The sequence below is a fragment of the Parapusillimonas granuli genome (assembly GCF_013416525.1).
GTDB lineage: Bacteria > Pseudomonadota > Gammaproteobacteria > Burkholderiales > Burkholderiaceae_B > Parapusillimonas > Parapusillimonas granuli.
In genome coordinates, this window is the sequence record NZ_JACCEM010000010.1 from 74,639 (window position 1) to 99,153 (window position 24,515).

The 24,515-nt window shown below is 64.6% G+C and carries 22 protein-coding genes; 5 read left to right on the forward strand and 17 right to left on the reverse strand.

Annotated elements, in window-relative coordinates; translation table 11 throughout:
- Nucleotides 1-23: 23 nt before the first annotated feature.
- Both H0A72_RS17855 and H0A72_RS17860 read left to right on the forward strand, forming a co-directional pair.
- Nucleotides 24-1,436 (forward strand): FAD-dependent oxidoreductase, encoded by a 1,413-nt coding sequence (locus H0A72_RS17855; protein ID WP_246436962.1) that lies wholly within the window; start codon nucleotides 24-26, stop codon nucleotides 1,434-1,436.
- Nucleotides 1,433-2,845 carry an MmgE/PrpD family protein gene (locus H0A72_RS17860; protein ID WP_180157816.1) on the forward strand — a complete coding sequence of 471 codons (1,413 nt, stop codon included), beginning with the start codon at nucleotides 1,433-1,435 and terminating at the stop codon, nucleotides 2,843-2,845. The genes H0A72_RS17855 and H0A72_RS17860 overlap by 4 nt, the downstream gene beginning before the upstream one ends.
- A gap of 16 nt (nucleotides 2,846-2,861) precedes the next feature.
- Here H0A72_RS17860 and H0A72_RS17865 read toward each other — a convergent pair whose 3' ends face one another.
- Entirely contained in the window at nucleotides 2,862-4,397 is a 1,536-nt protein-coding gene (locus H0A72_RS17865; protein WP_180157818.1) for a 3-hydroxyacyl-CoA dehydrogenase, read from the reverse strand.
- Between the two features lie 39 nt (nucleotides 4,398-4,436).
- Nucleotides 4,437-5,660: a CaiB/BaiF CoA transferase family protein gene (locus H0A72_RS17870; protein ID WP_180157820.1), complete on the reverse strand. Its 1,224-nt coding sequence runs from the start codon at nucleotides 5,658-5,660 to the stop codon at nucleotides 4,437-4,439.
- A gap of 255 nt (nucleotides 5,661-5,915) precedes the next feature.
- On the opposite strand from H0A72_RS17870, the gene H0A72_RS17875 reads away from it, so the two are divergent.
- The gene (locus H0A72_RS17875; protein ID WP_180157822.1) at nucleotides 5,916-6,152 is read left to right on the forward strand and encodes a hypothetical protein; all 237 of its coding nucleotides are present in this window, start codon (nucleotides 5,916-5,918) and stop codon (nucleotides 6,150-6,152) included.
- Between the two features lie 144 nt (nucleotides 6,153-6,296).
- On the opposite strand, the gene H0A72_RS17880 is transcribed toward H0A72_RS17875, so the two are convergent.
- From H0A72_RS17880 to H0A72_RS17945, 14 genes are all read right to left on the reverse strand, one after another.
- A complete protein-coding gene (locus H0A72_RS17880) occupies nucleotides 6,297-8,384 on the reverse strand; it encodes a UvrD-helicase domain-containing protein (RefSeq protein ID WP_180157974.1) in 2,088 nt (695 codons plus the stop codon).
- 55 nt (nucleotides 8,385-8,439) lie between these two features.
- Nucleotides 8,440-10,551 (reverse strand): primosomal protein N', encoded by a 2,112-nt coding sequence (locus H0A72_RS17885; RefSeq protein WP_180157824.1) that lies wholly within the window; start codon nucleotides 10,549-10,551, stop codon nucleotides 8,440-8,442.
- 315 nt (nucleotides 10,552-10,866) lie between these two features.
- Nucleotides 10,867-11,937 (reverse strand): uroporphyrinogen decarboxylase, encoded by a 1,071-nt coding sequence (gene hemE, locus H0A72_RS17890; protein WP_180157826.1) that lies wholly within the window; start codon nucleotides 11,935-11,937, stop codon nucleotides 10,867-10,869.
- Nucleotides 11,938-11,972: 35 nt separating this feature from the next.
- The gene (locus H0A72_RS17895) at nucleotides 11,973-12,791 is read right to left on the reverse strand and encodes a hypothetical protein (RefSeq protein ID WP_246436961.1); all 819 of its coding nucleotides are present in this window, start codon (nucleotides 12,789-12,791) and stop codon (nucleotides 11,973-11,975) included.
- Between the two features lie 240 nt (nucleotides 12,792-13,031).
- Nucleotides 13,032-13,457 carry a F0F1 ATP synthase subunit epsilon gene (locus H0A72_RS17900; RefSeq protein ID WP_180157828.1) on the reverse strand — a complete coding sequence of 142 codons (426 nt, stop codon included), beginning with the start codon at nucleotides 13,455-13,457 and terminating at the stop codon, nucleotides 13,032-13,034.
- A gap of 9 nt (nucleotides 13,458-13,466) precedes the next feature.
- Nucleotides 13,467-14,888 carry a F0F1 ATP synthase subunit beta gene (atpD, locus tag H0A72_RS17905; protein ID WP_180157830.1) on the reverse strand — a complete coding sequence of 474 codons (1,422 nt, stop codon included), beginning with the start codon at nucleotides 14,886-14,888 and terminating at the stop codon, nucleotides 13,467-13,469.
- 48 nt (nucleotides 14,889-14,936) lie between these two features.
- The gene (gene atpG, locus H0A72_RS17910; RefSeq protein ID WP_180157832.1) at nucleotides 14,937-15,836 is read right to left on the reverse strand and encodes a F0F1 ATP synthase subunit gamma; all 900 of its coding nucleotides are present in this window, start codon (nucleotides 15,834-15,836) and stop codon (nucleotides 14,937-14,939) included.
- Nucleotides 15,837-15,936: 100 nt separating this feature from the next.
- Nucleotides 15,937-17,478 carry a F0F1 ATP synthase subunit alpha gene (gene atpA, locus H0A72_RS17915; RefSeq protein WP_180157834.1) on the reverse strand — a complete coding sequence of 514 codons (1,542 nt, stop codon included), beginning with the start codon at nucleotides 17,476-17,478 and terminating at the stop codon, nucleotides 15,937-15,939.
- Between the two features lie 35 nt (nucleotides 17,479-17,513).
- Nucleotides 17,514-18,053 carry a F0F1 ATP synthase subunit delta gene (locus tag H0A72_RS17920; protein WP_180157836.1) on the reverse strand — a complete coding sequence of 180 codons (540 nt, stop codon included), beginning with the start codon at nucleotides 18,051-18,053 and terminating at the stop codon, nucleotides 17,514-17,516.
- Nucleotides 18,054-18,067: 14 nt separating this feature from the next.
- Nucleotides 18,068-18,538 carry a F0F1 ATP synthase subunit B gene (locus H0A72_RS17925; protein WP_180157838.1) on the reverse strand — a complete coding sequence of 157 codons (471 nt, stop codon included), beginning with the start codon at nucleotides 18,536-18,538 and terminating at the stop codon, nucleotides 18,068-18,070.
- A 128-nt stretch (nucleotides 18,539-18,666) separates the two neighbouring features.
- A complete protein-coding gene (atpE, locus tag H0A72_RS17930) occupies nucleotides 18,667-18,909 on the reverse strand; it encodes a F0F1 ATP synthase subunit C (protein ID WP_003815363.1) in 243 nt (80 codons plus the stop codon).
- 104 nt (nucleotides 18,910-19,013) lie between these two features.
- Complete coding sequence (gene atpB, locus H0A72_RS17935) at nucleotides 19,014-19,892, reverse strand: F0F1 ATP synthase subunit A (RefSeq protein WP_180157839.1); 879 nt, start codon at nucleotides 19,890-19,892, stop codon at nucleotides 19,014-19,016.
- Nucleotides 19,893-19,949: 57 nt separating this feature from the next.
- Nucleotides 19,950-20,324: an ATP synthase subunit I gene (locus H0A72_RS17940; protein WP_180157978.1), complete on the reverse strand. Its 375-nt coding sequence runs from the start codon at nucleotides 20,322-20,324 to the stop codon at nucleotides 19,950-19,952.
- A 253-nt stretch (nucleotides 20,325-20,577) separates the two neighbouring features.
- Nucleotides 20,578-21,354 carry an enoyl-CoA hydratase gene (locus tag H0A72_RS17945; RefSeq protein ID WP_180157841.1) on the reverse strand — a complete coding sequence of 259 codons (777 nt, stop codon included), beginning with the start codon at nucleotides 21,352-21,354 and terminating at the stop codon, nucleotides 20,578-20,580.
- A 31-nt stretch (nucleotides 21,355-21,385) separates the two neighbouring features.
- Between H0A72_RS17945 and H0A72_RS17950 the strand changes: the two genes are divergently transcribed.
- Nucleotides 21,386-23,164 carry a M61 family metallopeptidase gene (locus tag H0A72_RS17950; RefSeq protein WP_180157843.1) on the forward strand — a complete coding sequence of 593 codons (1,779 nt, stop codon included), beginning with the start codon at nucleotides 21,386-21,388 and terminating at the stop codon, nucleotides 23,162-23,164.
- A gap of 10 nt (nucleotides 23,165-23,174) precedes the next feature.
- On the opposite strand, the gene H0A72_RS17955 is transcribed toward H0A72_RS17950, so the two are convergent.
- Nucleotides 23,175-24,074, reverse strand: a complete 900-nt coding sequence (locus tag H0A72_RS17955; RefSeq protein WP_180157845.1) for an NAD(P)/FAD-dependent oxidoreductase — start codon at nucleotides 24,072-24,074, stop codon at nucleotides 23,175-23,177.
- Nucleotides 24,075-24,140: 66 nt separating this feature from the next.
- Between H0A72_RS17955 and folB the strand changes: the two genes are divergently transcribed.
- Nucleotides 24,141-24,500, forward strand: coding sequence for a dihydroneopterin aldolase (gene folB / locus H0A72_RS17960; RefSeq protein WP_180157847.1), 360 nt, complete (start codon nucleotides 24,141-24,143; stop codon nucleotides 24,498-24,500).
- The last annotated feature ends 15 nt before the right edge of the window (nucleotides 24,501-24,515 follow it).

Genomic DNA, 24,515 nt, shown 5'->3' on the forward strand with positions numbered 1-24,515 from the left:
CTCTTTATCGAAACGAGGACAAGATGAAAGCAGTAATTCTGGAAGCGGCCGACGACCAGGCCTGGGACATGGAAGTCGACGTGCTCGTGGTGGGCGCGGGCGGCTGCGGCCTGGCGGCCGCCATCGCGGCGCACGACCAGGGCGCCAACGTCGCCATACTCGAAAAACGCGACCGTCCCGGCGGCAATTCCTCCCTGAGCACCGGCTCCGTGCCCGGCGCCGGCAGCCGGTTCCAGCGCGAAGCCGGCATCGAGGACAGCCCGGAGCGCATGGTCGCGGACCTTGAAAGACTGTCCGGCGAAAGCGAGCTTCCGGGGCTCACGCGGCGCATGGCCGAAATCTCCGCCCCCCTGGTCGAATGGCTGATCGACGAGGTCGGCGCGCGCATGGCGCTGATCACGGACTACATGCACGTGGGCCACACCGTGCCCCGCCTCCATGCGCCGGTGTCGCGGCGCGGCCAGGACCTGGTCGACGACCTGCTGGCCGCCGTCGAAAAGCGCGAAATCCCTCTGGTGGTGAACAATCCCGTCAGCGGGCTGTTCATGCGCAAGGGCCGCGTCGTCGGCGTGGAAGTCAGCGGGGAAGGCGTCGAAACCAGCCGGATCGGCGTCAAATGCCTCATCCTGGCATCCAATGGATTCGGCGCCAACCGCGAACTGGTTCAAAAATACTGCGGGGAAATCGCCGGCGCCGAGTACTTCGGCGCGCTCGGCAGTGAAGGCGAGGCCATACTGTGGGGCGAACAGCTGGACGCCAGGCTGGCGAACATGCAGGCCTACCAGGGCTATGCCGCCGTCGCCTACCCGCATGGCTCGCTGCTGTCCTGGACCACCATCGAAAAAGGCGGCATCCTGGTCAACGGCAAAGGAGAGCGTTTCGGCAACGAGGACCTGGGCTATTCCGCCTACGCGCGCATCGTGCTGGCCCAGAATTCGCCGGTATTCGCGGTGTTCGACGACCGCATCAAAGACATCGCCGGCAAAGAAGACGAATTCCGCGAACTGGTGGAATACGGCGGAATCCGCCATAGCGAAGACCCGGCCGAGCTCGCCGCCGCCTTCAAGATCCCCGCAGACGGCCTCGCCCGGACGCTGGCCGACTATAACGATGCCGCCGCCGGCAAAACGCCCGATCCGTACCAGCGGAAGAAATTCAACCTGGCGCCGCTGCGGGGCCATCTGTGGATGTGCCGGGTCTCGCCGGGGCTGTTCCACACCCAGGGCGGCCTGGCCGTGGACGACGATGGGCGCGTGCTGCGCGCCGACGGCGCCGCGATACCCGGGCTCTACGCGGGCGGCGGCGCCGCGGCGGGCATCAGCGGCAAAGCCGGAGCGGGAGGCTATGCGTCGGGCAACGGCCTGCTGACCGCCATCGGGCTGGGCTATTTGGCGGGCCGGCACGCGGCCGGGCATCTCCAGGACGTCCGCCCATGACGCCCCCCGCCGCCGGCCGGCGCTCGCTCAGCGCCCGGGCCGCTCTCTTCGCCCACGAACTCGTTCGCGCTCCCATCCCCGCCGACGTCCGGCGCCTGGCGCGCCTGCACGTCGCCGACGCCATCGGCGTCGGGCTGGCCGCGGCCGGCGTGCCGGCGCATCGGCGCCTGCTGGAAACCTTGCAGGCCCAACATCCCGCGCCGGGCCCGGCGACGGCGCTGGGCCTGGCCGGCACGCGTCCGCCCGCCGTCGCGGCGCTGATGAACGGCACGTCCATGCACTCGCTGGAATTCGATGACACGCACATGGGGTCCATCGTGCATGGCAGCGCGGTCATCGTGCCCGCCGCCCTGGCCGCCACGCAAGCCGCGGCCGGGACCCTGGAAAGCCTCATCCGCCTGGTCGTCGCCGGCTGGGAGATCCTGGTGCGCCTGGGCCAGGCCAGCCCCGGCGGTTTCCAGCGGCGCGGGTTCCAGGTGACGTCCGTCGGCGGCGCGCCCGTGGCCGCCCTGCTGGCAGCGACGGCCAAAGGGCTGTCACTGGACCAGACCGTGGCGGCCGCCGGCATCGCCGGCAGCCAGGCGGGAGGCATCTTCGAATTCCTGAGCAACGGGTCCAACGTGAAAGCCCTGCATCCCGGCTGGGCCGCGCACGCCGGCCTGTGGGCGGCCGACCTCGCCCAGGGCGGCATGACGGGGCCCGCAACCGTGCTGGAAGGCCGCTACGGACTCTTCAACGCCTACGCGGCCGACGACGCGGCGGGCGCCGCCATGGCCGGGCTGCTCGACGGCCTGGGCGCCGAATGGCGCCTGCGGGACGCCGCCTTCAAGCTTTATCCCTGCTGCCATTACATCCATCCGTACCTGGAAGCCGCCGCGTCCATCATGCAGGAAATCGGCGCCGAGCCGGCCGTCGCCAATGTGCTGTGCAAGGTCGCCCCTGGCGCCGCGCTCGTGATTTGCGAACCCTGGGCGGCAAAGCAGTCGCCGCGCTCCACCAACGAAGCCAAGTACAGCCTGCCTTATTGCCTGGCAAGAATATTGTCGGGCAAGCCGGTGGACCTGGACGCCATGGCGGGGGAACGAATCGACGACGACGCCGTCGCGCTGTCACGGCGGATCCTGTGGGAGCCGCGCCCTGAAAGCCCTTTCCCGGAAAAGTTCGACGCGGACCTGACCGTCGTGCTGGAAGACGGCCGGCGATTCCACCGCTACATCGAACAGGTCGCCGGCAGCGCCGAAAGGCCGGCGAGCGCCGATGCCATCGAACGCAAGTTCATGGCCAATGCGGAACGCCTGCTGGGCGAAAGCGGCGCCGGCCGGGCCTGGAGCGCGCTGATGTCGGGCGACGACCTGGCGGCGCTGCAAGCGGCGTTGACGCCACGCCGGGAATACGCGCCGCCGGCCTGACCGGCCCCTTGCGCCGTCAGACGGCGACGCAAGCCGGCTCGGCCAGCAGCGACAAGCCCAGCTGCACCCTTCGCTGCAGCCAGGGGCTGGGCCGGTAGCGCATGTCGCCCGTCACGCGCTGCATGGTGCGCAGGATTTCGAGCACATGCGCGGCGCCCAAGGCGTCCCCCATGGCCAGAGGACCGCCCTTCGGGTAACCCAGCCCCAGGGAAACGGCGCGGTCGATGTCGGCCGGCGTCGCGATAGACTGCTGGGCGATGTCGCTGGCGATGTTGACGATGCCGGCGACGATGCGCTGGGCGACGAAGCCGGCCGAGTCGTTGATCACCGAGACGGCGGTGCCGTCGCCGGCGAACAGCGCATGGGCCGCGTCCCGCCATTTGGGCAGCGTGGCCGCCGAACACATCACCACCCGCCGCCTGCCCTGCTCGAGCCCGAAGAACGTATCGAGGGCCACCGTGCGCTCGCCGTCGAGCTGGTGCCCGCCCACGACGCCGGCGGTGTCCTCGCCATAAGGCGTCACGACGATCAAGGCGTCCGCCGGAGGCGCCTCGGCGGCCACCACATCGGCGCCCAGGTCCTTGAGCAGCGCGGCCGCCCTTTTATGCCCCACCGAGTGATAAGGCGCCAGCCATACCTTCAAGCCCTGGACGGCCGCCGGCACGGGCGGCTCCGCCGGCACCTGCTTCTGCCCGTCGGGATAGGCATAGAAGCCCAGGCCGGTCTTGCGGCCCAGCATCTTGCCGGCATAGCGGACCGCGGTGATGGGCGACGGCCGGAAACGCGGCTCATCGTAGAACTGCCCATAGATCGATTCCATGACGGGATGCGAGACGTCGAGCCCGGTCAGGTCCATGAGCTCGAACGGGCCCATACGGAAGCCGGCCTGTTCACGCATGATGGCGTCGATCTGATAAAAAGGCGCAACCGATTCCTGGGCCGTCTTCAGCCCTTCGACGTTCATCCCGCGCCCGGCGTGGTTCACGATGAAGCCCGGCATGTCCTTGGCGCGGACCGGCGTATGGCCCATTTCGCGCGAGAGCGCCATCAGGGCGTCGCCGGTCGCGGGATCGGAACGCAGCCCGTCGATGACCTCGACGACCTTCATGAGCGGGACGGGATTGAAGAAATGGTAGCCGGCCACGCGCTCCGGGCGCTCGCAAGCCTGGGCGATGGAAGTGATGGACAATGAAGACGTGTTGGATGCCAGGATGCAGTCGTCGCCGACGATGGCTTCGAGCTGGCGGAACAGATCGCATTTGACGTCCAGGCGCTCGACCACGGCTTCGACGACGAGGTCGGCGCGGCTCATGCCGGCCAAGTCGCCGCACGGCACGATGCGCCGCAGGGACGCGGCGGCGAGCTCCTGCGTGATCTTGCCCTTGGACGCAAGCTTGTCCCAGACTTCCCGCAAGCTGTCGCGAGCCGCCGCCACCGCGTCGGCGTTCAAGTCGAACAGCAGCACCTCGAGCCCGGCCTGGGCGGCGATCTGGGCGATACCGCGACCCATGGCGCCGGCGCCCACCACGCCTATGGTCTTGATACTTTTCATCTCTGGATCTCCTGTACCCTTTCCCCTGCGGGCAAGGGATTAACGTGTCAAATTCCTGATTTCGTCTTCCGAGAGCCCCAGCCGCTCGCGCAGGACCTGCTCCGTGTGCTCGCCCAGCAGGGGCGCCGCGTGGCGATACTGGACGGGGCTGCCGGAGAACCGCAAGGGGCTGGCCCCCACCGGCGCGGTGCCGGCCGATTTGTGCGGCAGGTGGCGCAGCATTTCGCGCGCCTTGACCTGCGGGTTTTCATAGACCTGGTCTATGGTGTTGATGGGGCCGGCCGGCACGCCGACCCGTTCCAGCTGTTCCAGCCAATGGTCGCGGGCCTGCGTCTTCATGACGTCCACGAGCATGGGCACCAGGAGGTCCCGGTTGATCACCCGGTTGGAGTTGGTCTTGAACCGGGCGTCTTCGGCCAGTTCGGGACGGCCGATGACGCCGCAATAGGCCCTGAACTGGCCGTCGTTGCCGACGGCCACGATCAAATGCCCATCGGCCGCGGCGAATACCTGGTAGGGGACCAGGTTCTGGTGCGCATTGCCCGCGCGCTGCGGGGCCACGCCCGAGGTGAAGAAGTTCTGGTTCTGGTTGGCCAGCATGGCCACCTGGCAATCGAGCAGGGCCATGTCGATGTGCTGGCCCAGGCCGCTGCGGCCGCGTTCGTGCAGCGCGGCCAGTATGCCCACGGTGGAATACATGCCGGTCATGAGGTCGGCGACCGCGACGCCGGCCTTCTGGGGCCCGCCGCCGGGCAGATCGTCGCGCTCGCCGGTGATGCTCATGAGCCCGCCCATGCCCTGGATCATGAAGTCGTACCCGGGCCGGCTGGCGTAGGGCCCGTTCTGCCCGAAACCGGTGATGGAACAGTAGATCAGCCTTGGATTGATGGCTTTGATGCTTTCGTAGTCCAGCCCGTATTTGGCCAGGCCGCCGACCTTGAAGTTTTCGACCAGGATGTCGCTTTGCTTGGCGAGCTCGCGCACGAGGTCCGCGCCCTTCTGGCTGGAGATGTCCACGGCCACCGAATACTTGTTGCGGTTGGCGGAGGCGTAATAGGCCGCCTCGGTCGTGTCCTGCCCCTGCGCGTCCTTCACGTAGGGGGGGCCCCAGCCGCGGGTGTCGTCGCCCGAGCCGGGGCGTTCGATCTTGATGACTTCAGCGCCGAGGTCGGCCAGATTCTGCGTGCACCAGGGGCCGGCCAGGACTCGGGTCAGGTCCAGGACCCGGATGCCAGTGAGGGGAGCAGGGCGAAAAGATGACATGGCGGTGAAAGCGTCCAAACGGATGAAACCGCTATTTTGCCCTATATACACAGTGGACGCCCGGCCGCGGGCCCGGAGTGCATCATCAGGCGGACGTTTGGCCGGACGGCCGCAGGCTTGCCTTATTTACAACAGTTTTCCACCCTAGTAGGGATATTAGGGTTTACCCTTGTATTACCCTAGGGTTTACCCTATAATGACATTCGTCAGCGCAAAACAATCCTGTTCTGTCAGACACTCCCAGATGAGGTCAAAATGATGTCGAATCTTTCTTACAATCAGTTCAGCCGCATGAGTGACTCTCTCGAGCGTGACTTGATGCGCCAAGCATTGAGCGATGGTGAGTCTGTTTCGATCGCAACCCTGGGCAAGGAAATACTGGCCGCCATCCAGCATGGCGTCAAGGCAACCTGGGACTACGTGATGGACGTCACGGCAGCCCTGGACGAAGCCCGCGCCAAGAGTGCCCGTTTTTCCGGTTCGCACTGGTAAGCATCGTAAACGGTAGGGCGCACTTGGGTGCGCCCAGCAGCAAGCCTGCCGATATGCGGCAGGCTTTTCTTTTTGCGGCGCGCTTTTTGCAAGGGTTGCCGCCCCTTGGGGCCTGTCGACGCTGAAAGACAGGCGGCACCGGCCCTAGGCCTTGTTCAGCAAAGCCTTCAGCATGTCCAGACGCGCCTTGGGGCTGAGCGCCGCCGTCGCCGGGTCTTCGCGCGAAGCCGGCTCTTCCAGCCCCATTTCCTCGATGAAGCGCGATTTTTCTCGGACGACGTCTTCGCGGGCCCGGCGACGCTTCTTGCACCAAGTAAGATGCAAGCTGCGCTGCGCCCGGGTGATGCCCACGTACATCAGGCGGCGCTCTTCCTGTATGCGCTGCGCAAGCGCCTCGGCGGCGGTTTCGGGGTTCAGGTCGTCCTCGTCGCGGCCGGCGTGCGGCAGCAGGCCTTCCTCGACGCCGGCGAGATACACATGGGGATATTCCAGCCCTTTGGACGCATGCAGCGTCGAGAGCTTGACCGCGTCGGGCTCCTCGTCGTCGCCGCGCTCCAGCATGGTGACCAGCGCCACGTGCTGGACCAGCTCGATGAGCGTCATGCCGCCTTCCTCGGCCTTGCGCTTGAGCCAGGAGACGAGCTCCAGCACATTGGCCCAGCGGGTCTGCGCCTGCCTTTCGTCGAACACATCATAGAGATGCCGCTCGTACTGGATCGTATCGAGCAAGTCGTCCAGCTGCACGGCCGCCGTGTCCTCCCGGGCGCCGTCGACGCCGGCCGCGCGCGTATCCAGCCCGTGTTCCAGCGCCAGGCTGGCCTGCGTGGGGCGAATGGCCGCGCCCGGCTTGCCGCCCGCCCGCGCCTGGAGGCGCTGGATGAAGCCGCCGAAGGTCTGCAAGGGCTCCAGCTGCTTGGCGCCCAGCCTGCCGCTGGGCCCGACGTCGAAGATGGCCTCGAACAGCGAAAGCCCGCGCTCGGCCGCGAACTGGCCCAGCGCCTGCAAAGTGGCCTGGCCGATTCCGCGGCGCGGCGTCGTCACGGCGCGGATGAAGGCGGGGTCGTCGCTGTCGTTGGCGATGAGCCGCAAATACGCCAGAATGTCGCGGATCTCGGGCTTGTCGAAAAAACTTTGCCCGCCCGAGATCGAATAGGGGATGCGCAAATTGCGCAAGGCCTGCTCCAGCGCGCGCGCCTGGTGGTTGCTGCGATACAGCACGGCAAAATCCCGCCACTCGGCCCGCCGCTCGAACCGCGCCGCCGACAAGCGCAGGGCGATTCCTTCGGCCTCGGCTTCTTCGTTGTCCATGGGCGTGACCTGGATGGCCTCGCCCATCCCCAGGTCGGACCACAGCTTCTTCCCGAACAGATTCGGATTGCGGCTGATCACGTTGTTGGCCGCCGTGAGTATGCGCTGGACGGACCGGTAATTCTGCTCGAGCTTGATGATTTTCAGTGCGGGATAGTCGGTCGTCAGCTTGGCGAGGTTCTCGATGGTCGCGCCGCGCCAGGCATAGATGGCCTGGTCGTCGTCCCCGACCGCCGTGAACATGGCGCGCCGCCCCGTCAGGGCCTGGACCAGCCGGTATTGGCACACGTTGGTGTCCTGGTATTCATCCACCAGAAGATAATGCACGCGCGCCTGCCACCGCTGCCGGACCTCGTCGTTGGTTTCGAGCAGCACGGCGGGCAGCCGGATCAGGTCGTCGAAATCCACCGATTGGTAGGCCTCCAGGGTGGCGTTATAGCTGCGGTACACCTTCGCCGCCTCGGCTTCGCTGGGCGATGCCGCGCCGCGTTCCGCGGCGTCGGGGTCCATCAGGGCATTTTTCCAAAGGGAAATATTCTGCTGCACCGCCCGCAGGCGCCCCTTGTCGGTGGTGGCCAGCAGCTCCTGGATGATGGCCAGCGCGTCATTGGAATCGAGGATGGAAAATCGCGGCTTCAATCCGGCGTGGGCCGCTTCCTCGCGCAGGAAGCGCAGGCCCAGCGAATGGAAGGTGCTGACCGTCAAGCCCTTCGCCAGCTTGGCGTCCACCAGCAGCTTGACCCTTTCATTCATTTCGCGCGCGGCTTTGTTGGTGAAGGTCAGCGCCACGATCTGGCGCGCCGGGTAAGCGCATTCCCGCAGCAGATAGGCGATCTTCTGCGTGATGACCCGCGTCTTGCCGCTGCCCGCCCCGGCCAGCACCAGGCAGGGGCCGTCCAGATACAGCACCGCTTGCCGCTGCATGGCGTTCAAGTCGTGGGGAACCGTATGTCCGCGTGGCTGGCTCAAGGCCCTGCTCCTATATTTCCAGGGGGTCGACTTCCAGGTTGTAGCGTATGCGCAATTCGCGGGCGAGGTCCGGCAGCGCGGCCGCCCATTGCGCCAGGAAACGCTGCAGGGCGGGACGGTTGCGGCTTTCGACCAGCAACTGCGCCCTTTCGATGTTGGCGACGCGCACCACGCGCAGCGGAACCGGATCATACAGGGTGATCGCGTCGGCTTCGGGGTAAGCCTCGCGGTCGGCGGCGGGGAGGTCGCGGGCCCTGGCGAGAAACTCGAGCGACATGCGCAGTTCGCGGGCTTCGGCGGTAAGCAAGGCCTGGTGGGCGAAGGGCGGCAGGCCCACGGCCTCGCGTTCGGCCAGCCCGTAGCGTGCGAAACCGTGATAGTCGTGGCGGACCAGGGCCTGGTAGACCGGCTGGTCCGGGTAGTCGGTTTGAATGATGACCTCGCCGCCGGCCTCGTGGCGCCCGGCGCGGCCGGCCACCTGCATCAGCTGCGCGAAAAGGCGTTCGGGCGCCCGGAAATCCTGCGCGAACAGCATGGCGTCGGCATTGAGCACGCCGACCAGGCCCAGATTGGCAAAATCGTGGCCCTTGGCAACCATCTGCGTACCGACCAGTATGTCGACTTCACCGGCATGCACCTTCGCGAACAAGGCCGCGGCGCTGCCCTTCAGGCGGGTGCTGTCGGCATCGATGCGGGCGATGCGGGCCTGGGGAAAGCGTTCCGCGAGGTATTCCTCGACCCGCTGGGTGCCCCGGCCCATGGGCTTGAGATCCTGGTCGCCGCAATCCGGGCAGGCCCGGGGCACCCTGGCCTGGTATCCGCAATGGTGGCATTGCAGCGAATTGAACCGCCCGCCGCCGCGGTGCATGACGGTATAGGCGGTGCAGCGCGGGCACTGGCTGACCCAGCCGCAGGAGCCGCAATTCAAGACCGGCGCATAGCCGCGGCGATTCAGGAAGACCAGCGACTGCTGGCCGAGCTGCAGCCTGCTTTCCATGGCTTCGAGCAATTGCGGGGAAAAACCCTGCTGCAGCGCCAGCCGTCGGGTATCGACCAGGCGCACGGCGGGCGGCTCGGCCGCCTTGGCCCTTTTGCCCAGGGTGAACCGCAGATAATGCCCTCTTTCGGCATGGTTCCAGGTTTCGAGCGAGGGCGTGGCCGACCCCAGAACGACGGGAATGTTTCTGTCGCGCCCGCGCCAGACGGCAAGATCGCGAGCTGAATAGCGCAAGCCGTCCTGCTGCTTGTACGATACGTCGTGTTCTTCGTCCACGACGATCAGGCCGAGCTCGGGCATGGGCGCGAAAACGGACAGCCTCGTGCCCAGCAACACCCTGGCCTCGCCGCGCTGGACGCCAATCCAGGCCTGCAGGCGCTCCCCATCGGACAGCCCGCTATGCATGACGGCAAGCGCGCGCGGGCCCGCCACGGCCGACAGGCGCGCCCGCAGCGACAATTCGAACTGCGGCGTAAGGTTGATTTCCGGGACCATGAACAGCACTTGGCGGCCCCGGGCCAGCACTTGCTGCGCCGCATGCAGATAGACCTCGGTCTTGCCGCTGCCCGTGACCCCATGAAGCAGCACGGTCCTGTGTTCTTGCAAGGCGCCGATGGCAGCGGCGGCATCGGCCTGTTCCGCATTCAGTCGCGGGGGCTGGTCGGCCGGGACCGCCGCCGACTTGGACGCGGCGCGGCGGTCCATGCGCCGAACCGGCCCGCCCGCCGCACGCTTGCCCAGATAGGCCGATACCTTGCGCAGCCCCGCGGGCAGCGCGGGCAGAATGACCTCGCCCAGAGGACGCTGATAGTATCTTGCCGCAAACGAGGCAAGCCGCAGCCAATCTTCCGGCAAGGGGTCGGTGTCGTCCAGCACCATGACGACGTCCCGCAATTGCTCCGGCTCCAGCGCCGGTGTCGCCGGGTGGCCCACCACCACGCCGACGAGCTGGCGCGTTCCGAAGGGAACGATGACACGCGCCCCGACGGCCGCCTTCACGTCAGATCGGTAGTCGAACAGGCCGTGAAGAGGGACATCGAGCGCCACCCGTAGCCAGAAGACCGGCGCGCCGGGACCGGCGGACGGGGCGGCGGGAATGGGAATGTCTTGGGAGGAAACCGGCATTGGTACTTCAAGTAAATTCTTGCTTATGGGTCTAAGCGCTTGCTGTGCCGAGACTTCGGCAGCCAAGAACCGCCCTGTGGATAACTTTGGGGAAAAGCGGACGGATAACCGGCTGGAAAACCCTTGCCCATAGGGCCTTGTGTCGGAGACAGCCAAGTCCGGGTCATTTTTTCCCTTTAAAAATAATGCCTTGCAAAAGAACCGGGGCGATCGCCTCGCCCCGCTTACAATTTGTGCACAGCACCGAAATATGTGCACAACCGTGGTGCATTCGGCCTGGAAAACTAGGGTTTTACCCCTTGAATCCGCAGCGATTTAGTGCTTGGCACGGCTATAGGTGTGGACTTCATCCACCAGCGAGGTGACGGCTTCGGGCGGCGTAAAACGCGATATTCCGTGGCCCAGGTTGAAAACATGCCCGCCCTGGCCGACTTTGCCGAAGTCGTCGATGACGCGCCTGGCCTGGGCGCGTATGGCGGCGTCCCCCCCAAAAAGCGCCATGGGGTCCATGTTGCCTTGCAATGCGACCGTATCGCCGGTGCGTTGCCGGACCTGGGCCAGGTTGGCCGTCCAGTCGAGGCCGACCGCATCGCAGCCGATGGCGGCGATCTGTTCGATCCATTGTGCGCCGCCCTTGGTGAAGACGATGACGGGCACGCGCCGGCCTTCGTGTTCGCGGATGAGGCCGTCGACCACCTTGCGCGTGTAGGCAAGGGAGAATTCCTGGAACAGGCCGTCCGCCAGCACGCCGCCCCAGCTGTCGAAGACCATGACGGCCTGCGCGCCGGCCTGGATCTGGCAATTGAGGTATTGCGTGGTGGCTTCGGCGTTGACCTGGAGAATGCGGTGCAGCAGGTCGGGCCGGCTGTAGAGCATGGTTTTGATCAGGCGGTAGTCGTCGGACCCTTGCCCTTCGACCATGTAGCAGCCGACCGTCCAGGGGCTGCCGGCAAAGCCGATGAGGGGCACCTTGCCGTCGAGTTCCTTGCGGATCAGGGAGACGGCGTCGAATACGTATTGCAACCGGTCCATGTCGGGGACGGCGAGCTTGCGGACGTCGTCTTCGTTCCGCAGGGGATGCGCGAAGCGCGGGCCTTCCCCGGCGACGAAGTCCAGGCCCAGGCCCATGGCGTGGGGCACCGTCAGGATGTCGGAAAACAGTATGGCCGCATCCAGGTCGAAACGGAATAGCGGCTGCAGCGTTACTTCGCATGCGTATTCGCGATTCTGGGCCAGCGCGAGGAAAGACCCGGCGCGCGCGCGCGTTTCGTTGTATTCAGGCAGATACCGGCCCGCTTGGCGCATGAGCCAGATCGGGGTGTAGGGAACCGGTTCGCGCATCAGTGCGCGAAGGAATACATCGTTTTTCAAAGTGGGTGTAGTCACGTCTATCCTTATTCCAAGCCTGTCATTTTACCCATCTATTGGGTGCTTGGGGACGACTCGCAGGAGGCCGGGGGCGGCCGGAACGGAGCGGCGTCGATCTCGTGCTTGCGCATGAGCGCCCAGAATGCGCGCCGATGCTTTTGCGCGGCGCGGGCCGCCATGGCGTTGTTGCCGGAATGCCGATCCAGGGCCGCCGTGAGGTAGGCGCGTTCGAATCTTTCCACCACTTTGCTTTTGGCCGAGCGGAATGATTCGGGGCTGTCGGAGCACCGGAAGGCGACGCTTACGGCGAAGGCTTCGAGCTGGAGGCCAGTGTAGTCCAGAATATTGGCGCAAACGTCTTCGGTTGCGTCGACGGCGTCCGGGTCCAGGGCTTCCGCATAGTGCCCGGGAAATTCGCCCAGCTGCGGCGGCGTGGGCGGCCCGGCGGCGGCGAGGGGGCCGCGCCGGCGGTCGTCGAGCAGACGCTCGACCCTGGCGCGAAGTTCTTCCAGGCACACCGGGCCGCGGACGAAGTCGGCCAGGCCGAGTGCGTACAGGTCGTTGAGGGCGCCGGCCTTGAGGTCCAGGACGAGCGCCAGCACGGGGGTGTACAGGCAGCCCCTGGCCGTTGCCAGGGCGGTGCGGGCCCAGGACAGGTTGTGTTCGAGGACGGGCAGCAGGCAGACGTCGTACCGGCGCAGCTGGATGGCGGACGACGCCAGGGCGCGGGCGGCTTCGTCTGGTTCGGTTTCATCTATGACGTCGAAGCTGTGCACCAGGAGCTTGCCGCCCGCATGGCGCCCCAGCCATTGGCTGGCCCAGTCTTGACTGGAACGTGTGCTGAGCAATGCGCAATCTAGCCGTTCCCTCATTGTGTCCTCCGGTACATGTGTTGTAGTGCCTGAAGGATAGGACGGCGCGGGGGTCCCCCACAATTCGCAATAGTCTTAACTCGGTTAATACGGATGAGCGCCTTGCTGCGCAGGATGTTTGGACGAAACCATCACACCGGGCATAGGCTCAAAAACGACAAAAGCGCCCGAAGGCGCTAACTAAAGTCGTGCGGAAAACGCGCGCGGAGCCTGCCCGCCCCGCGCGGAATCCAATGCCTCTCAGTGCGAGCGGCGCGTCTGGCTGAGCTTGCGGGCCGCCGCCGCCTGGGCCGCGAGCATGGCCAGTTCCGCCTCGACCACGGCGATGTCCGCCTTGTCCTTGGCATTGCGCAGCGCCTCTTCGGCACGCTTGCGCGCCTCCAGGGCCTTGGCCTCGTCGAGATCCTCGGCACGGATGGCGGTATCGGACAGAACCGTCACCGTACCGGGCTGGACCTCCAGGATGCCGCCCGCAACGAAAATGCTGATTTCGGACCCGTCGACCAAAACGACCTTGACCGTTCCGGGGCGAACACGCGAGATGAGCGGCGTGTGGCCGGGCAAGATGCCCAGCTCGCCGGACTCGCCAGGCAGCGTGACGAACCTCGCCTCGCCGGCGAAGATCGATTCTTCTGCGCTGACCACGTCAACATGCAAGTTGGCCATGAATAATCCTTATTGAATGGACTTGGCTTTTTCGAAGGCCTCGTCGATCGAGCCGACCATGTAGAAGGCCTGCTCGGGGAGCGCATCGCATTCGCCGTCCACGATCATCTTGAAGCCGCGCAAGGTTTCCGCCAGCGGCACGTACTTGCCGGGAGAACCGGTAAAGACCTCGGCCACGTGGAAAGGCTGCGACAGGAAGCGCTGGATCTTGCGGGCGCGCGCCACGGCCTGCTTGTCTTCGGGCGACAGTTCGTCCATGCCGAGAATCGCGATGATGTCGCGCAGTTCCTTGTAGCGCTGCAGGGTCTGTTGCACGCCACGCGCTACCGCGTAGTGCTCTTCACCCACGACTTGCGGGTCGAGCTGGCGGCTGGTGGAATCGAGCGGATCGACGGCGGGGTAGATACCCAAAGCGGCGATGTCGCGCGACAACACGACGGTGGAGTCCAAGTGCTGGAAGGTGGTTGCGGGCGACGGGTCGGTCAAGTCATCGGCAGGAACGTAAACGGCCTGGATGGACGTAATGGAACCGGTCTTGGTGGACGTGATGCGTTCCTGGAGCTTGCCCATTTCCTCGGCCAGCGTGGGCTGATAACCCACGGCGGACGGCATGCGGCCCAGCAGAGCGGACACTTCGGTACCGGCCAGCGTGTAGCGGTAGATGTTGTCGACGAAGAACAGGATGTCGCGGCCTTCGTCGCGGAACTTCTCGGCCATGGTCAGGCCGGACAGCGCCACGCGCAGACGGTTGCCGGGGGGCTCGTTCATCTGGCCGAACACCATGGCAACCTTGGATTCCTTGAGGTTGTCCATCTTGATGACGCCGGCTTCAGCCATTTCGTGGTAGAAGTCGTTGCCTTCGCGAGTGCGCTCGCCCACGCCGGCGAACACGGACAGGCCGCTGTGCGCCTTGGCGATGTTATTGATGAGCTCGAGCATGTTGACGGTCTTGCCCACGCCGGCGCCGCCGAACAGGCCCACCTTGCCGCCCTTGGCGAACGGGCAGACCAGGTCGATAACCTTGATGCCGGTTTCCAGGAGCTCGACCGACGGGGAAAGGTCGTCGAACTTGGGCGCGTCCTGGTGGATGGCGCGGGTTTCGTCGCTCTGGATGGGACCGCGCTCGTCGATGGGGCGGCCCAGGACGTCCATGATGCGGCCCAGCGTGCCTTCGCCGACGGGCACCGAAATGGGCGCGCCGGAGTTGGCCACTTCCATGCCGCGGCGCAGGCCGTCGGAGGAACCCATGGCAATCGTACGCACCACACCGTCGCCGAGCTGCTGTTGAACTTCGAAGGTCAGGCCGCGCTCGGCGAAGGCCGAGCTTTCATCGACTAGCTTGAGCGCGTCGTAGATTTTGGGGATGCGGTCGCGGGGGAACTGAATATCCACCACGGCGCCGATGCACTGAACGATGGTACCGTTGCTCATGTTTAGTCCTTGCTAAATATCTTTGACGGGATGCCTTTCTGTTTAGGTTCAAACAGCGGCAGCGCCCCCCACGATTTCTGAAATTTCTTTGGTAATGGCGGCTTGGCGGGTCTTGTTGTAGACCAGCTGAAGGTCGCCGATGACTTTCTTGGCATTGTCGGATGCCGCCTTCATGGCGACCATGCGAGCCGACTGCTCGGAAGCCATGTTTTCCGCCACGGCCTGGTACACCAGACCTTCCACGTAGCGCATCAGCAGGTCATCGATGACCGTCTTGGAATCAGGCTCGTAGATGTAGTCCCAGCCATAGGAGGATTTGACCGCTTCGTCGCCTTGTTCAGGCGCGGACTGGAAGGGGTCGGCCAGGCCGCTGGGCAGCGGCAACAGGCGGATGAAGCTGGGATCCTGCTTCATGGTGTTGACGAAGCGATTGGTGGCCAGGTAGATGGCGTCGATCTTGCCGTCGACGAAGTCGTCGATCTGGACCTTGATGGCGCCGATGAGGCGTTCCAGGTTGGGCTTGTCGCCCAGCTGGGTTTCCTGCGACACCAGGTTCGCGCCGATGCGCGTCAGCACGCCCAGGCCTTTGTTGCCCAGAGCCGTGGCCTGCACCTTGATGCCCTGCTGCTCGAATTCCTTCAAGCGCGCCAGCACCAGGCGCATGATGTTGGTATTCAAGCCGCCGCACAGGCCCTTGTCGGTGCTGACCACCACGATGCCGACCGCGCGGACCGGGCGTTCCTGCATGTAGGGGTGCGAGTAATCGGGATGCGCCTGCATCAGGTGGGCCGCGATCTCGCGCACCTTGGTTGCATAGGGACGGCCCGCGCGCATCCGGTCCTGCGCCTTGCGCATTTTGGATGCAGCCACCATCTCCATGGCTTTGGTGATCTTGCGCGTGTTCTGCACGCTCTTGATCTTGGTTCGAATTTCCTTAATTCCGGCCATCGCTCTTTCCTGAAAGGGCGTTATAGCGGGGCCGCCAGGGCGGGCCCCACCGTACGTATGGATACTGAAGCCGCGGCTTCGTCACCCTCGCCAGTCAAACTTAAAAAGCACCGTGCTTCTTGAACTCTTGTATGGCGGCAACCAGTTCGGCCTCGTCTTCCTTGGACAATTCCTTTTTGTCCTCGATGCGCTGAACCAGAGCTTCGTGCTTGGCCTTCAGGTTGTCCTTGAGGGCCTTTTCGAAAGGCAGGACCTGCTCGACTTCGAGATCGTCGAGGTAGCCGTTGTTGACGGCGAACAGGCTGACGGCCTGTTCCCAGACCTGCAGCGGCTGGTACTGAGGCTGCTTGAGCAGCTCGACCACGCGCTTGCCGCGCTCGAGCTGGCGGCGGGTTGCGTCGTCGAGGTCGGAGGCGAATTGCGCAAAAGCGGCCAGTTCACGGTACTGCGCCAGGTCGGTACGGATACCGCCCGACAGCTTCTTGATGACCTTGGTCTGGGCGGCGCCACCCACGCGCGACACGGAAATACCCGCGTTGATGGGGGGACGGACGCCGGCGTTGAACAAGTCGGTTTCCAGGAAGATCTGGCCGTCGGTGATCGAGATGACGTTGGTCGGAACGAACGCGGAGACGTCGCCGGCCTGGGTCTCGATGATGGGCAGTGCCGTCAAGGAACCCGTCTTGCCTTTGATCTCGCCGTTGGTGAATTTTTCGACGTAGTCTTCGTTGACACGGGCCGCGCGCTCGAGCAGGCGGGAGTGCAGGTAGAAGACGTCGCCGGGGTAGGCTTCGCGGCCGGGCGGGCGACGCAGCAGCAGCGACACTTGGCGATACGCCCAGGCTTGCTTGGTCAGGTCGTCATAGATGATAAGGGCGTCTTGGCCGCGATCGCGGAAGTATTCGCCCATGGTGCAGCCGGCGTAGGCCGACAGGTACTGCATGGCGGCCGAATCGGACGCCGCGGCAGCCACCACGATGGTGAATTCCAGCGCGCCGTGCTCTTCGAGCTTGCGCACCACGTTGGCGATCGTGGAAGCCTTCTGGCCGATGGCGACGTACACGCAAGTGACGTCCTTGCCCTTCTGGCTGATGATGGTGTCGACGGCCACCGCGGTCTTGCCGGTCTGGCGGTCGCCGATGATCAGCTCGCGCTGGCCGCGGCCGATGGGCACCATGGCGTCGATGGCCTTGATGCCGGTTTGCAGCGGCTGCGAAACCGATTTACGCGCGATCACGCCCGGCGCGACCTTTTCGATGATGTCGGTGTGCTTGGCGTTGATCGGGCCCTTGCCGTCGATGGGGTTGCCCAGGGCGTCGACGACGCGGCCGCGCAGCTCGGGGCCGACCGGCACTTCGAGAATGCGGCCGGTGGTCTTGACCGGGTCGCCTTCCGACACGCCGGTGTAGTCGCCCAGAATCACCGCGCCGACGGAATCGCGCTCGAGGTTGAGCGCAAGGCCGAACACGTTGTTCGGGAATTCAAGCATTTCGCCTTGCATCACGTCGGACAGGCCGTGGATGCGGGTGATACCGTCGGTCACGGAAACGACCGTGCCTTGCGTACGTACGTCGGTCGACGCGCCCAAGCCTTCGATGCGGCTCTTGAGCAGTTCGCTGATCTCTGACGGGTTAAGTTGCATGTTCAGACTCCTGGAATCCTGTTATCTGGCGCGCGTCAGGCGGCCAAAGTGTCGCGCATGCGGGCCAACTGGGCCTGCACGGAAGCATCAAGTACTTGGTCGCCCACCGCCACGCGCACGCCGCCGATGAGATCGGGGTCGATCGTGACGACCGGCTTGAGTTTGAGGCCGAACTTCCTTTCCAACCCGGCCACCAGTTGCTGCAGCTGCTCGTCAGACAGGGGGAAGGCGCTGACGATACGGGCCGCCGCGGTGCCCTCGTGCTGGTTCTTGAGTATTTCGAATTGCTCTGCGATTTGCGGCAGCACGAGAATACGATTGTTGCTGACCAGCAGCTCGATGAAATTGCGCGCGCTCGCCGGCAAAGGCGATTTGATCAAGCCGGTAAAGAGCTCGATGCGCTGCGCCGCATTGAGACGGGGATCGGACAGCGCTTCGCGCACGTCATGCTGCCCCGCCACCTGGGCAAGCTCGGATACCAGATCCGACCAAGAGGCCAGGCCGGCCTGGTCGTCGCGCGCCGACGCGAACAACGCTTCGGCATACGGTCTGGCAATAGTCGATAATTCAGCCATGGCTTGCCCTGAGTTTAGAGTTGCGCCTTAAGCTGATCCAACAGCTCGGCGTGTGCCTGTGCATCGACTTCTCGCTTGAGAATCTGTTCTGCACCCTTAACCGCCAACAGGGCGACGTCGGCGCGCAGGCTTTCGCGCACACGCTGGACCTCTTGGGCCGCGTCCTGCTGAGCCTGCGCGATGATGCGCGCCTTCTCGGCCTCGCCTTCGCGACGAGCCTGGTCGATGATAGCCGCAGCCTGCTTCTCTGCTTCGACCATACGGGCATGATTTTCCGTTTTTGCAGACGCCTCGATGACGCTGATGCGTGCCTGGGCCTGGGCCAGATCGGCCTTGCCCTTATCGGCGGCGGCTAGGCCGTCGGCGATTTTCTGGCGACGATCATCCATCGCTTTCGTGAGGGGCGGCCATACGAATTTCATCGTAAACCAGCCCAGCACGAAAAACACGATCATCTGAAAAAAGAGAGTCGCGTTTAAATTCACGGTCGTTTCCCTTTCAATACCACTCGTGCCAGACAGCCCCGCTGCATGACACCTGATGTCCAAGCCACAAGGCGGCGCTGACCGGCCGCCCACGGCTGCTTAACCCGCCCGATGGCGGGCTGCAATGCTTAGCCGACGAACGGGTTGGCGAAAGCAAACAGCATGGCGATACCCACGCCAATCAGGAACGCAGCATCGATAAGACCGGCCAGCAGGAACATTTTGGTCTGCAAAGCGTTCATCAGCTCGGGTTGACGAGCCGAAGCTTCCAGATATTTGCCACCCATCAGCGCGATGCCGATGCAAGCACCGATAGCACCCAGACCAATAATAAGACCGCAAGCTAGAGCAACGAAAGCAACGTTGGTCATGACAACTCCTTGGTTAATAACCGTGTAATCAAAAAGTCAAAAAACTGCTATGCAAGAAAACCTTGCGCCCCGAACCGAGAGTGGATCGCCCGGCCCGAATACCTTTAATGGCCTTCGTGAGCCTGACCCACATACACCAGGGTCAGCATCATGAAGATAAACGCCTGCAACAGCACGATCAGGATGTGGAAAATGGCCCACACCGACCCCGCCAGAACATGGCCGATACCCAAGCCGAGGCTTGAGCCATTAAATCCGGTCCATGCGCCACCCAGAAGAGCGATCAACATGAAGATGAGTTCACCGGCAAACATGTTGCCGAACAGCCGCATGCCCAGCGAGACCGATTTCGCGGCGTATTCGATGCAATTCAGCAGGAAATTGAACGGCGCCAGGAACAGCGACGCGATGCCGTGCGCGTGGAAGGGCGCGGTGAACAATTCTTTGACGAAACCGCCGGGGTTCTTGATCTTGACGCCGTAGTAGAACATCAGGAGCAGGACGCCCAGCGACATGCCCATCGGAACGTTGAGATCGGCCGTGGGCAGAATGCGGTGGTAATAGAGCGGGTCGCCGTGTTCGGCGCCGACGCCCGTCACCTTGAACAGCCAGGGCAGCAGGTCGACCGGCACCAGGTCGAGCACGTTCATCAGGATGATCCAGAGGAACACCGTGAGCGCGAGCGGCGACACGAAGCGGCGGGAAGTTTCGGAGGGAACGATGCTCTTGGCCTGGTCTTCGACCATTTCGATGAGCATTTCGACGAAGGCCTGGAAGCGGCCCGGCGTGCCGGCGGTAACGGCCTTGGCGGCGCGCCACAAGACGAAGACGACCAGCAGGCCCATGGCGATGGACCAGAACAGTGAGTCGTAGTTGACGATGTCGAAGTCGGCGATGACCGATTGTTTCTCACCAACGCTGTTCAGGTGAACCAAGTGATGCTGAATGTACCCAGACTGAGGCGAAATATCACTAGCAGCCATCTGAAACCTTATCCTGTCAATGAGAGCACCAGGCCCATGAATTAATACGCACGAGGGCTACGGCAGCTTGCGGAACAACAACAACAGCGCGTAGCCCTTCAAAACACTTAGCAAGCCAAGCAGCATGGCCGGCCAAACCAGCCAATCGCGGCCCAGCCAGGCGGCAAGCCCCAACACGAGCACGGCAAAGCCGAGCTTGAAAGCCTCGCCCACGAAAAAAGTGAGTGGACTCGCACGTGAAGAGCCGAACAAACCAACCAGCAGGCGCAGCGCGAAAAGCGTGTTGGGCACAAAATAGGCTGCAGCGCCGATCAGGGCGGATACAGCCGCATCAGTGCCCGCAACGAGCCACGAGGCCAGTATGGCGACGCAGCCCATGATCGCTTGCGCGGCAAGGCTGCGAAATATACCACTACTTGCGCGCCGGGTCATGGCGATGCGGTCTTCGTCCGACAACACGACTACGGGTACGGTGTCGCCGTCTTGCAACGCATTGCCGCCATCCGCAGCGCCATCTTGCGATGCGACTGACCGGGCGAAAGTTCCAGCTGGCTCCATGGGTTTCAACCGCAAGGCGTCAAACCCATAGAGTATAGCGTGATTTTTAAGCTGTAAGCAACAAGTCAGCTGGCGCTTTTTGTGCGGCGCGCAACACTTCCGCCACCGCACACGCCGCCGCTCGAGGCTATTTGTGCTTGAAGTCGGGCTTGCGTTTTTCGACGAAGGCCGCCATGCCCTCCTTCTGGTCTTCGGTGGCGAAAAGAGCGTGGAAATTGCGACGCTCGTACATGAGTGTTTCGCTCAGCGAGCCTTCGTAGGCCATGTTGACGCATTCTTTGGCCATGATCACCGAGGGCAGCGACATGGACGCGATGACGGCGGCGGCTTCCATGGCTTCGTCCATCAGCCGCTCCAGCGGCACGACCCGGGATACCAGCCCGGCGCGTTCGGCTTCTTCGGCGTCCATCATGCGGGCAGTGAGGACCAGGTCCATCGCCTTGGCCTTGCTGATCGCGCGCGGCAGGCGCTGGGTTCCGCCGTAGCCGGGAATGACGCCCAGCTTGATTTCGGGCTGGCCGAATTTCGCGTTGTCGGCCGCGATGATGAAATCGCACTGCATGGCGAGCTCGCAGCCCCCGCCCAGCGCATACCCGGCCACCGCGGCGATGACGGGCTTGCGTATGCGCTTCAGGGATTCCCAATTGCCGCCCAGGTAGTCCTTCTTGTAGACGTCCATGTACGACCAGTTCTGCATGGCGCCGATGTCGGCGCCCGCCGCGAAGGCCTTTTCATTGCCGGTCAGGACCATGGCGCCGATATTGTCGTCGGCATCGAAGGCGCGCATGGCTTCGGCCAGTTCGTCGATGACTTCGTTGCTCAGCGCGTTCAGGGCTTTGGGGCGGTTCAGCGTCAGCACGCCCACGCGGCCCACGACTTCGACTTTCACCAGTGGCGCATCCATGCGTTCTCCTTGTAGCAAGTAATATGTTGGGATGAAAACAGAACCGATACTTTACAGCGTAACGCCTTTTGATCCGAGCGGCCACCGGCTCGCCGTGGTCTTGTCCATTCCCGCGCCCGACCCCGCCGGCCAGGCGCTCGCCCTGCCCGCCTGGATACCCGGCAGCTACCTCATACGCGACTTCTCGCGCCAGGTGGAAACCATAAGCGCCGCCAGCCGCGGCAAGCCCGTGCAAATCCGCAAGACCGGCAGCCACCGCTGGCTGTGCGAACCGGCCGACGGCCCGCTGACGGTGGAATACACCGTCTATGCCTGGGACCTCTCCGTGCGCGGCGCCCACGTCGACGAAACCCACGCCTTTTTCAACGGCACCAGCGTGTTCCTGGAAGCGGAGGGACGCGGCGGCGAACCCTGCCTGGTCAAGCTCTGCCCTCCTCCGCACACCAAAAAATGGCGCGTCCACACCAGCCTGCCCGAGGCCGCCGGCTTGCCCGGCGCGGCGCGGCGCCATGGCTTCGGCCTGTACCGCGCGAGCAGCTACGACGACCTGATCGACCATCCCGTCGAAATGGGCACGCCGCAGGCCGTGAGCTTCACGGCGCACGGCGCCGAGCACGAAATGGTGTTCACCGGGGTCATTCCGGGCCTGGACCTGGAACGCATCGCCGCCGACACGAAGAAGATATGCGAGGCGCAAATCGAGTTCTTCGAGCCCGAAGCGCGCAAGCCGCCCTTCCTGGACAGCGCCGACCGCTATGTATTCATGACCATGGTCACGGGCAATGCCTACGGCGGGCTGGAACACCGCGCATCGACCGCCCTCATGGCCTCGCGCGGCGACCTGCCGGTGGCGGGCCGCGCGGATGCCGGCGAGGGCTACCAGACCTTCCTGGGCCTGGTCAGCCACGAATACTTCCACACCTGGAACGTGAAGCGCATCAAGCCCGCCGCGTTCGCCCCTTACGACCTGAGCCGCGAGAACCACACCCGGCTGCTGTGGGTGTTCGAGGGCTTCACCTCTTACTACGACGACTTGATGCTCCTGCGGTCGGGCGTGATCCAGGACACGGACTATCTGCGCCTGCTGGGCAAGACGATCTCCAACGTGCACGGCGCCGGCGGGCGCCTGAAGCAGAGCGTCGCCGAAAGCTCCTTCGATGCCTGGACCCGCTACTACAAACAGGACGAGAATTCGCCGAACGCGCTGGTCAGCTACTACACCAAGGGCGCGCTGGTCGCGCTCGGGCTCGACCTGCTCATACGGGAACGCAGCGGCCAGCAGCGCTGCCTGGACGACGTCATGCGCCTGATGTGGCGGCGCTTCGGGCGTGACTTCTATCGCGGCGCGCCCGTCGGCGTGCCGGAAGACGCCATGCCGGAGCTGATCCTGGAAGCCACCGGCGTCGACGCCGCGGAATTTATCGACCGCCATGCATATGGCCGGGAAGACGTGCCGCTGGAACCGATGCTGGCGGCCAGCGGCATACGGCTGGAATGGAAAAGCGCGTCCGACGCGCCGTCGCTGGATGCCCGCATGCGGGCCGCCAACGGCGAGTTTCAATTCGCCACCGTCCTGGAAGGCGGCGCGGCCCACGCCGGCGGCGTTTCGGCGGGCGACGTCCTGGTCGCCGTCGACGGGTTGCGGGTGGCCGACAACGCCGGCCTGGAACGCCTGCTGCGCGCGCGCCGGCCGGGCGACGTGGTCCAGCTGCATGTATTCCGGCGCGACGAATTGCGCGCCTACAGCGTCAGGCTGAACCCGCCCGCGCGCGGCGAATGCGTGCTGACCCGCAGCCAGGTGCCGGCATAAGGCGACGCCGTCAAGCGGCTTCGAGCCGCGCCTGGATCGCCTTGGCGGCCGTCACGCCGTCCGCCAGGGCGGTGACGACACAAGGGTGCTGGCGCTGCGCGACTTCGCCGATGGCGTACACGCCGGGATGGCTGGTTTGCGCCGTCTGCGCATCGGTTGCGATGAAGCCTTGCGCATTGCGCCGCAGGCCCAGGGACTCGGCATAGTCGGCGCAGGGTTCCCACCCATAGAACACCATGAGCAAGTCGTATTCGACACCGTTGACGGTGCGCCTGGCGGCGTCGACGGAATAATCGCCGACATGGACGAGCGAGGGCGGCAGCCGCTGCACGAACTGGCGCTGCGCGCGCACCGTGCGCGCATAGAGGTCCACCGAGCGGGCGCCGTGCTCGAGCGCGTACAAGGCGTTTTCGAACCCGTTGTCGCCGCCCCCCAGCACCGCGACCTTTTCACCGCTGAAATCGTGATCGGAAACATGCCTGCCCGGCCCCACCAGCACCCCCGGCAGGCCGCCGAATTGCGCCCTTGCGCGCGGCAGAACGCCGGACGCCAGCACGACGCAGCGGCCGCGCAGCGGCTGTTCCATGCCCGCGGCCCGCAGCGTGAAGCCCCGGGCGTCCGCATCGATGCGCTCCACCCGGCATGACAGCCACAGGGGCACGCCGGCCTGCCGCAGGCTGCGCGCCAGGTTGTCGGCCACCTGGATCCCGGTCATGCCGGGCAAGCTGGCATTCCATTCATCCAGATAAGAGTGGCTGCGGCACAGGCCTCCCGGCTCGTCGGCCGCCTCGATCAGCGCCGGCGCAAAGCCCAGGCGCGCCAGCCAGACGGCGCAGGACGCCCCGGCCGGCCCGCCGCCCACAATCACCGCATCGAACATCTCGTCGTAAATTCCGCTGCTTGCGCCCATACCCCGTTCCAACGTCATTGCGCTGTTAAAGCACTACAATTCCAACAATTCCATTAGGCCTACATTATGCCCACCCGCCGCATTTTCTTTAGCCAGATCTCCCTGGACGCACGCATCGGCATACTCGAGCACGAATTGCGCGCCACGCAGCCGCTGCACATAGACGCCGAGTTCGACGTGGACGTCGGCCAGAAAGTCCAGGACCAGAACATACATACCGTGCTGGATTATCGCCTGCTGCGCCATGCCATCGTGGACGAATGCACCCGCGCCCACGTCAACCTGCTGGAAACGCTCAGCGAACGGGTCGTGGACCGGATCTTCAATGAATTCCATGAAGTGCGATTCGCTAAAATCCGCATCAGCAAGCCGCTGGCTTTCTCGGACTGCGCCGCCGTCGGCATAGAGCTGCAGCGCAGCCGCTGAACCTCAATCACTACC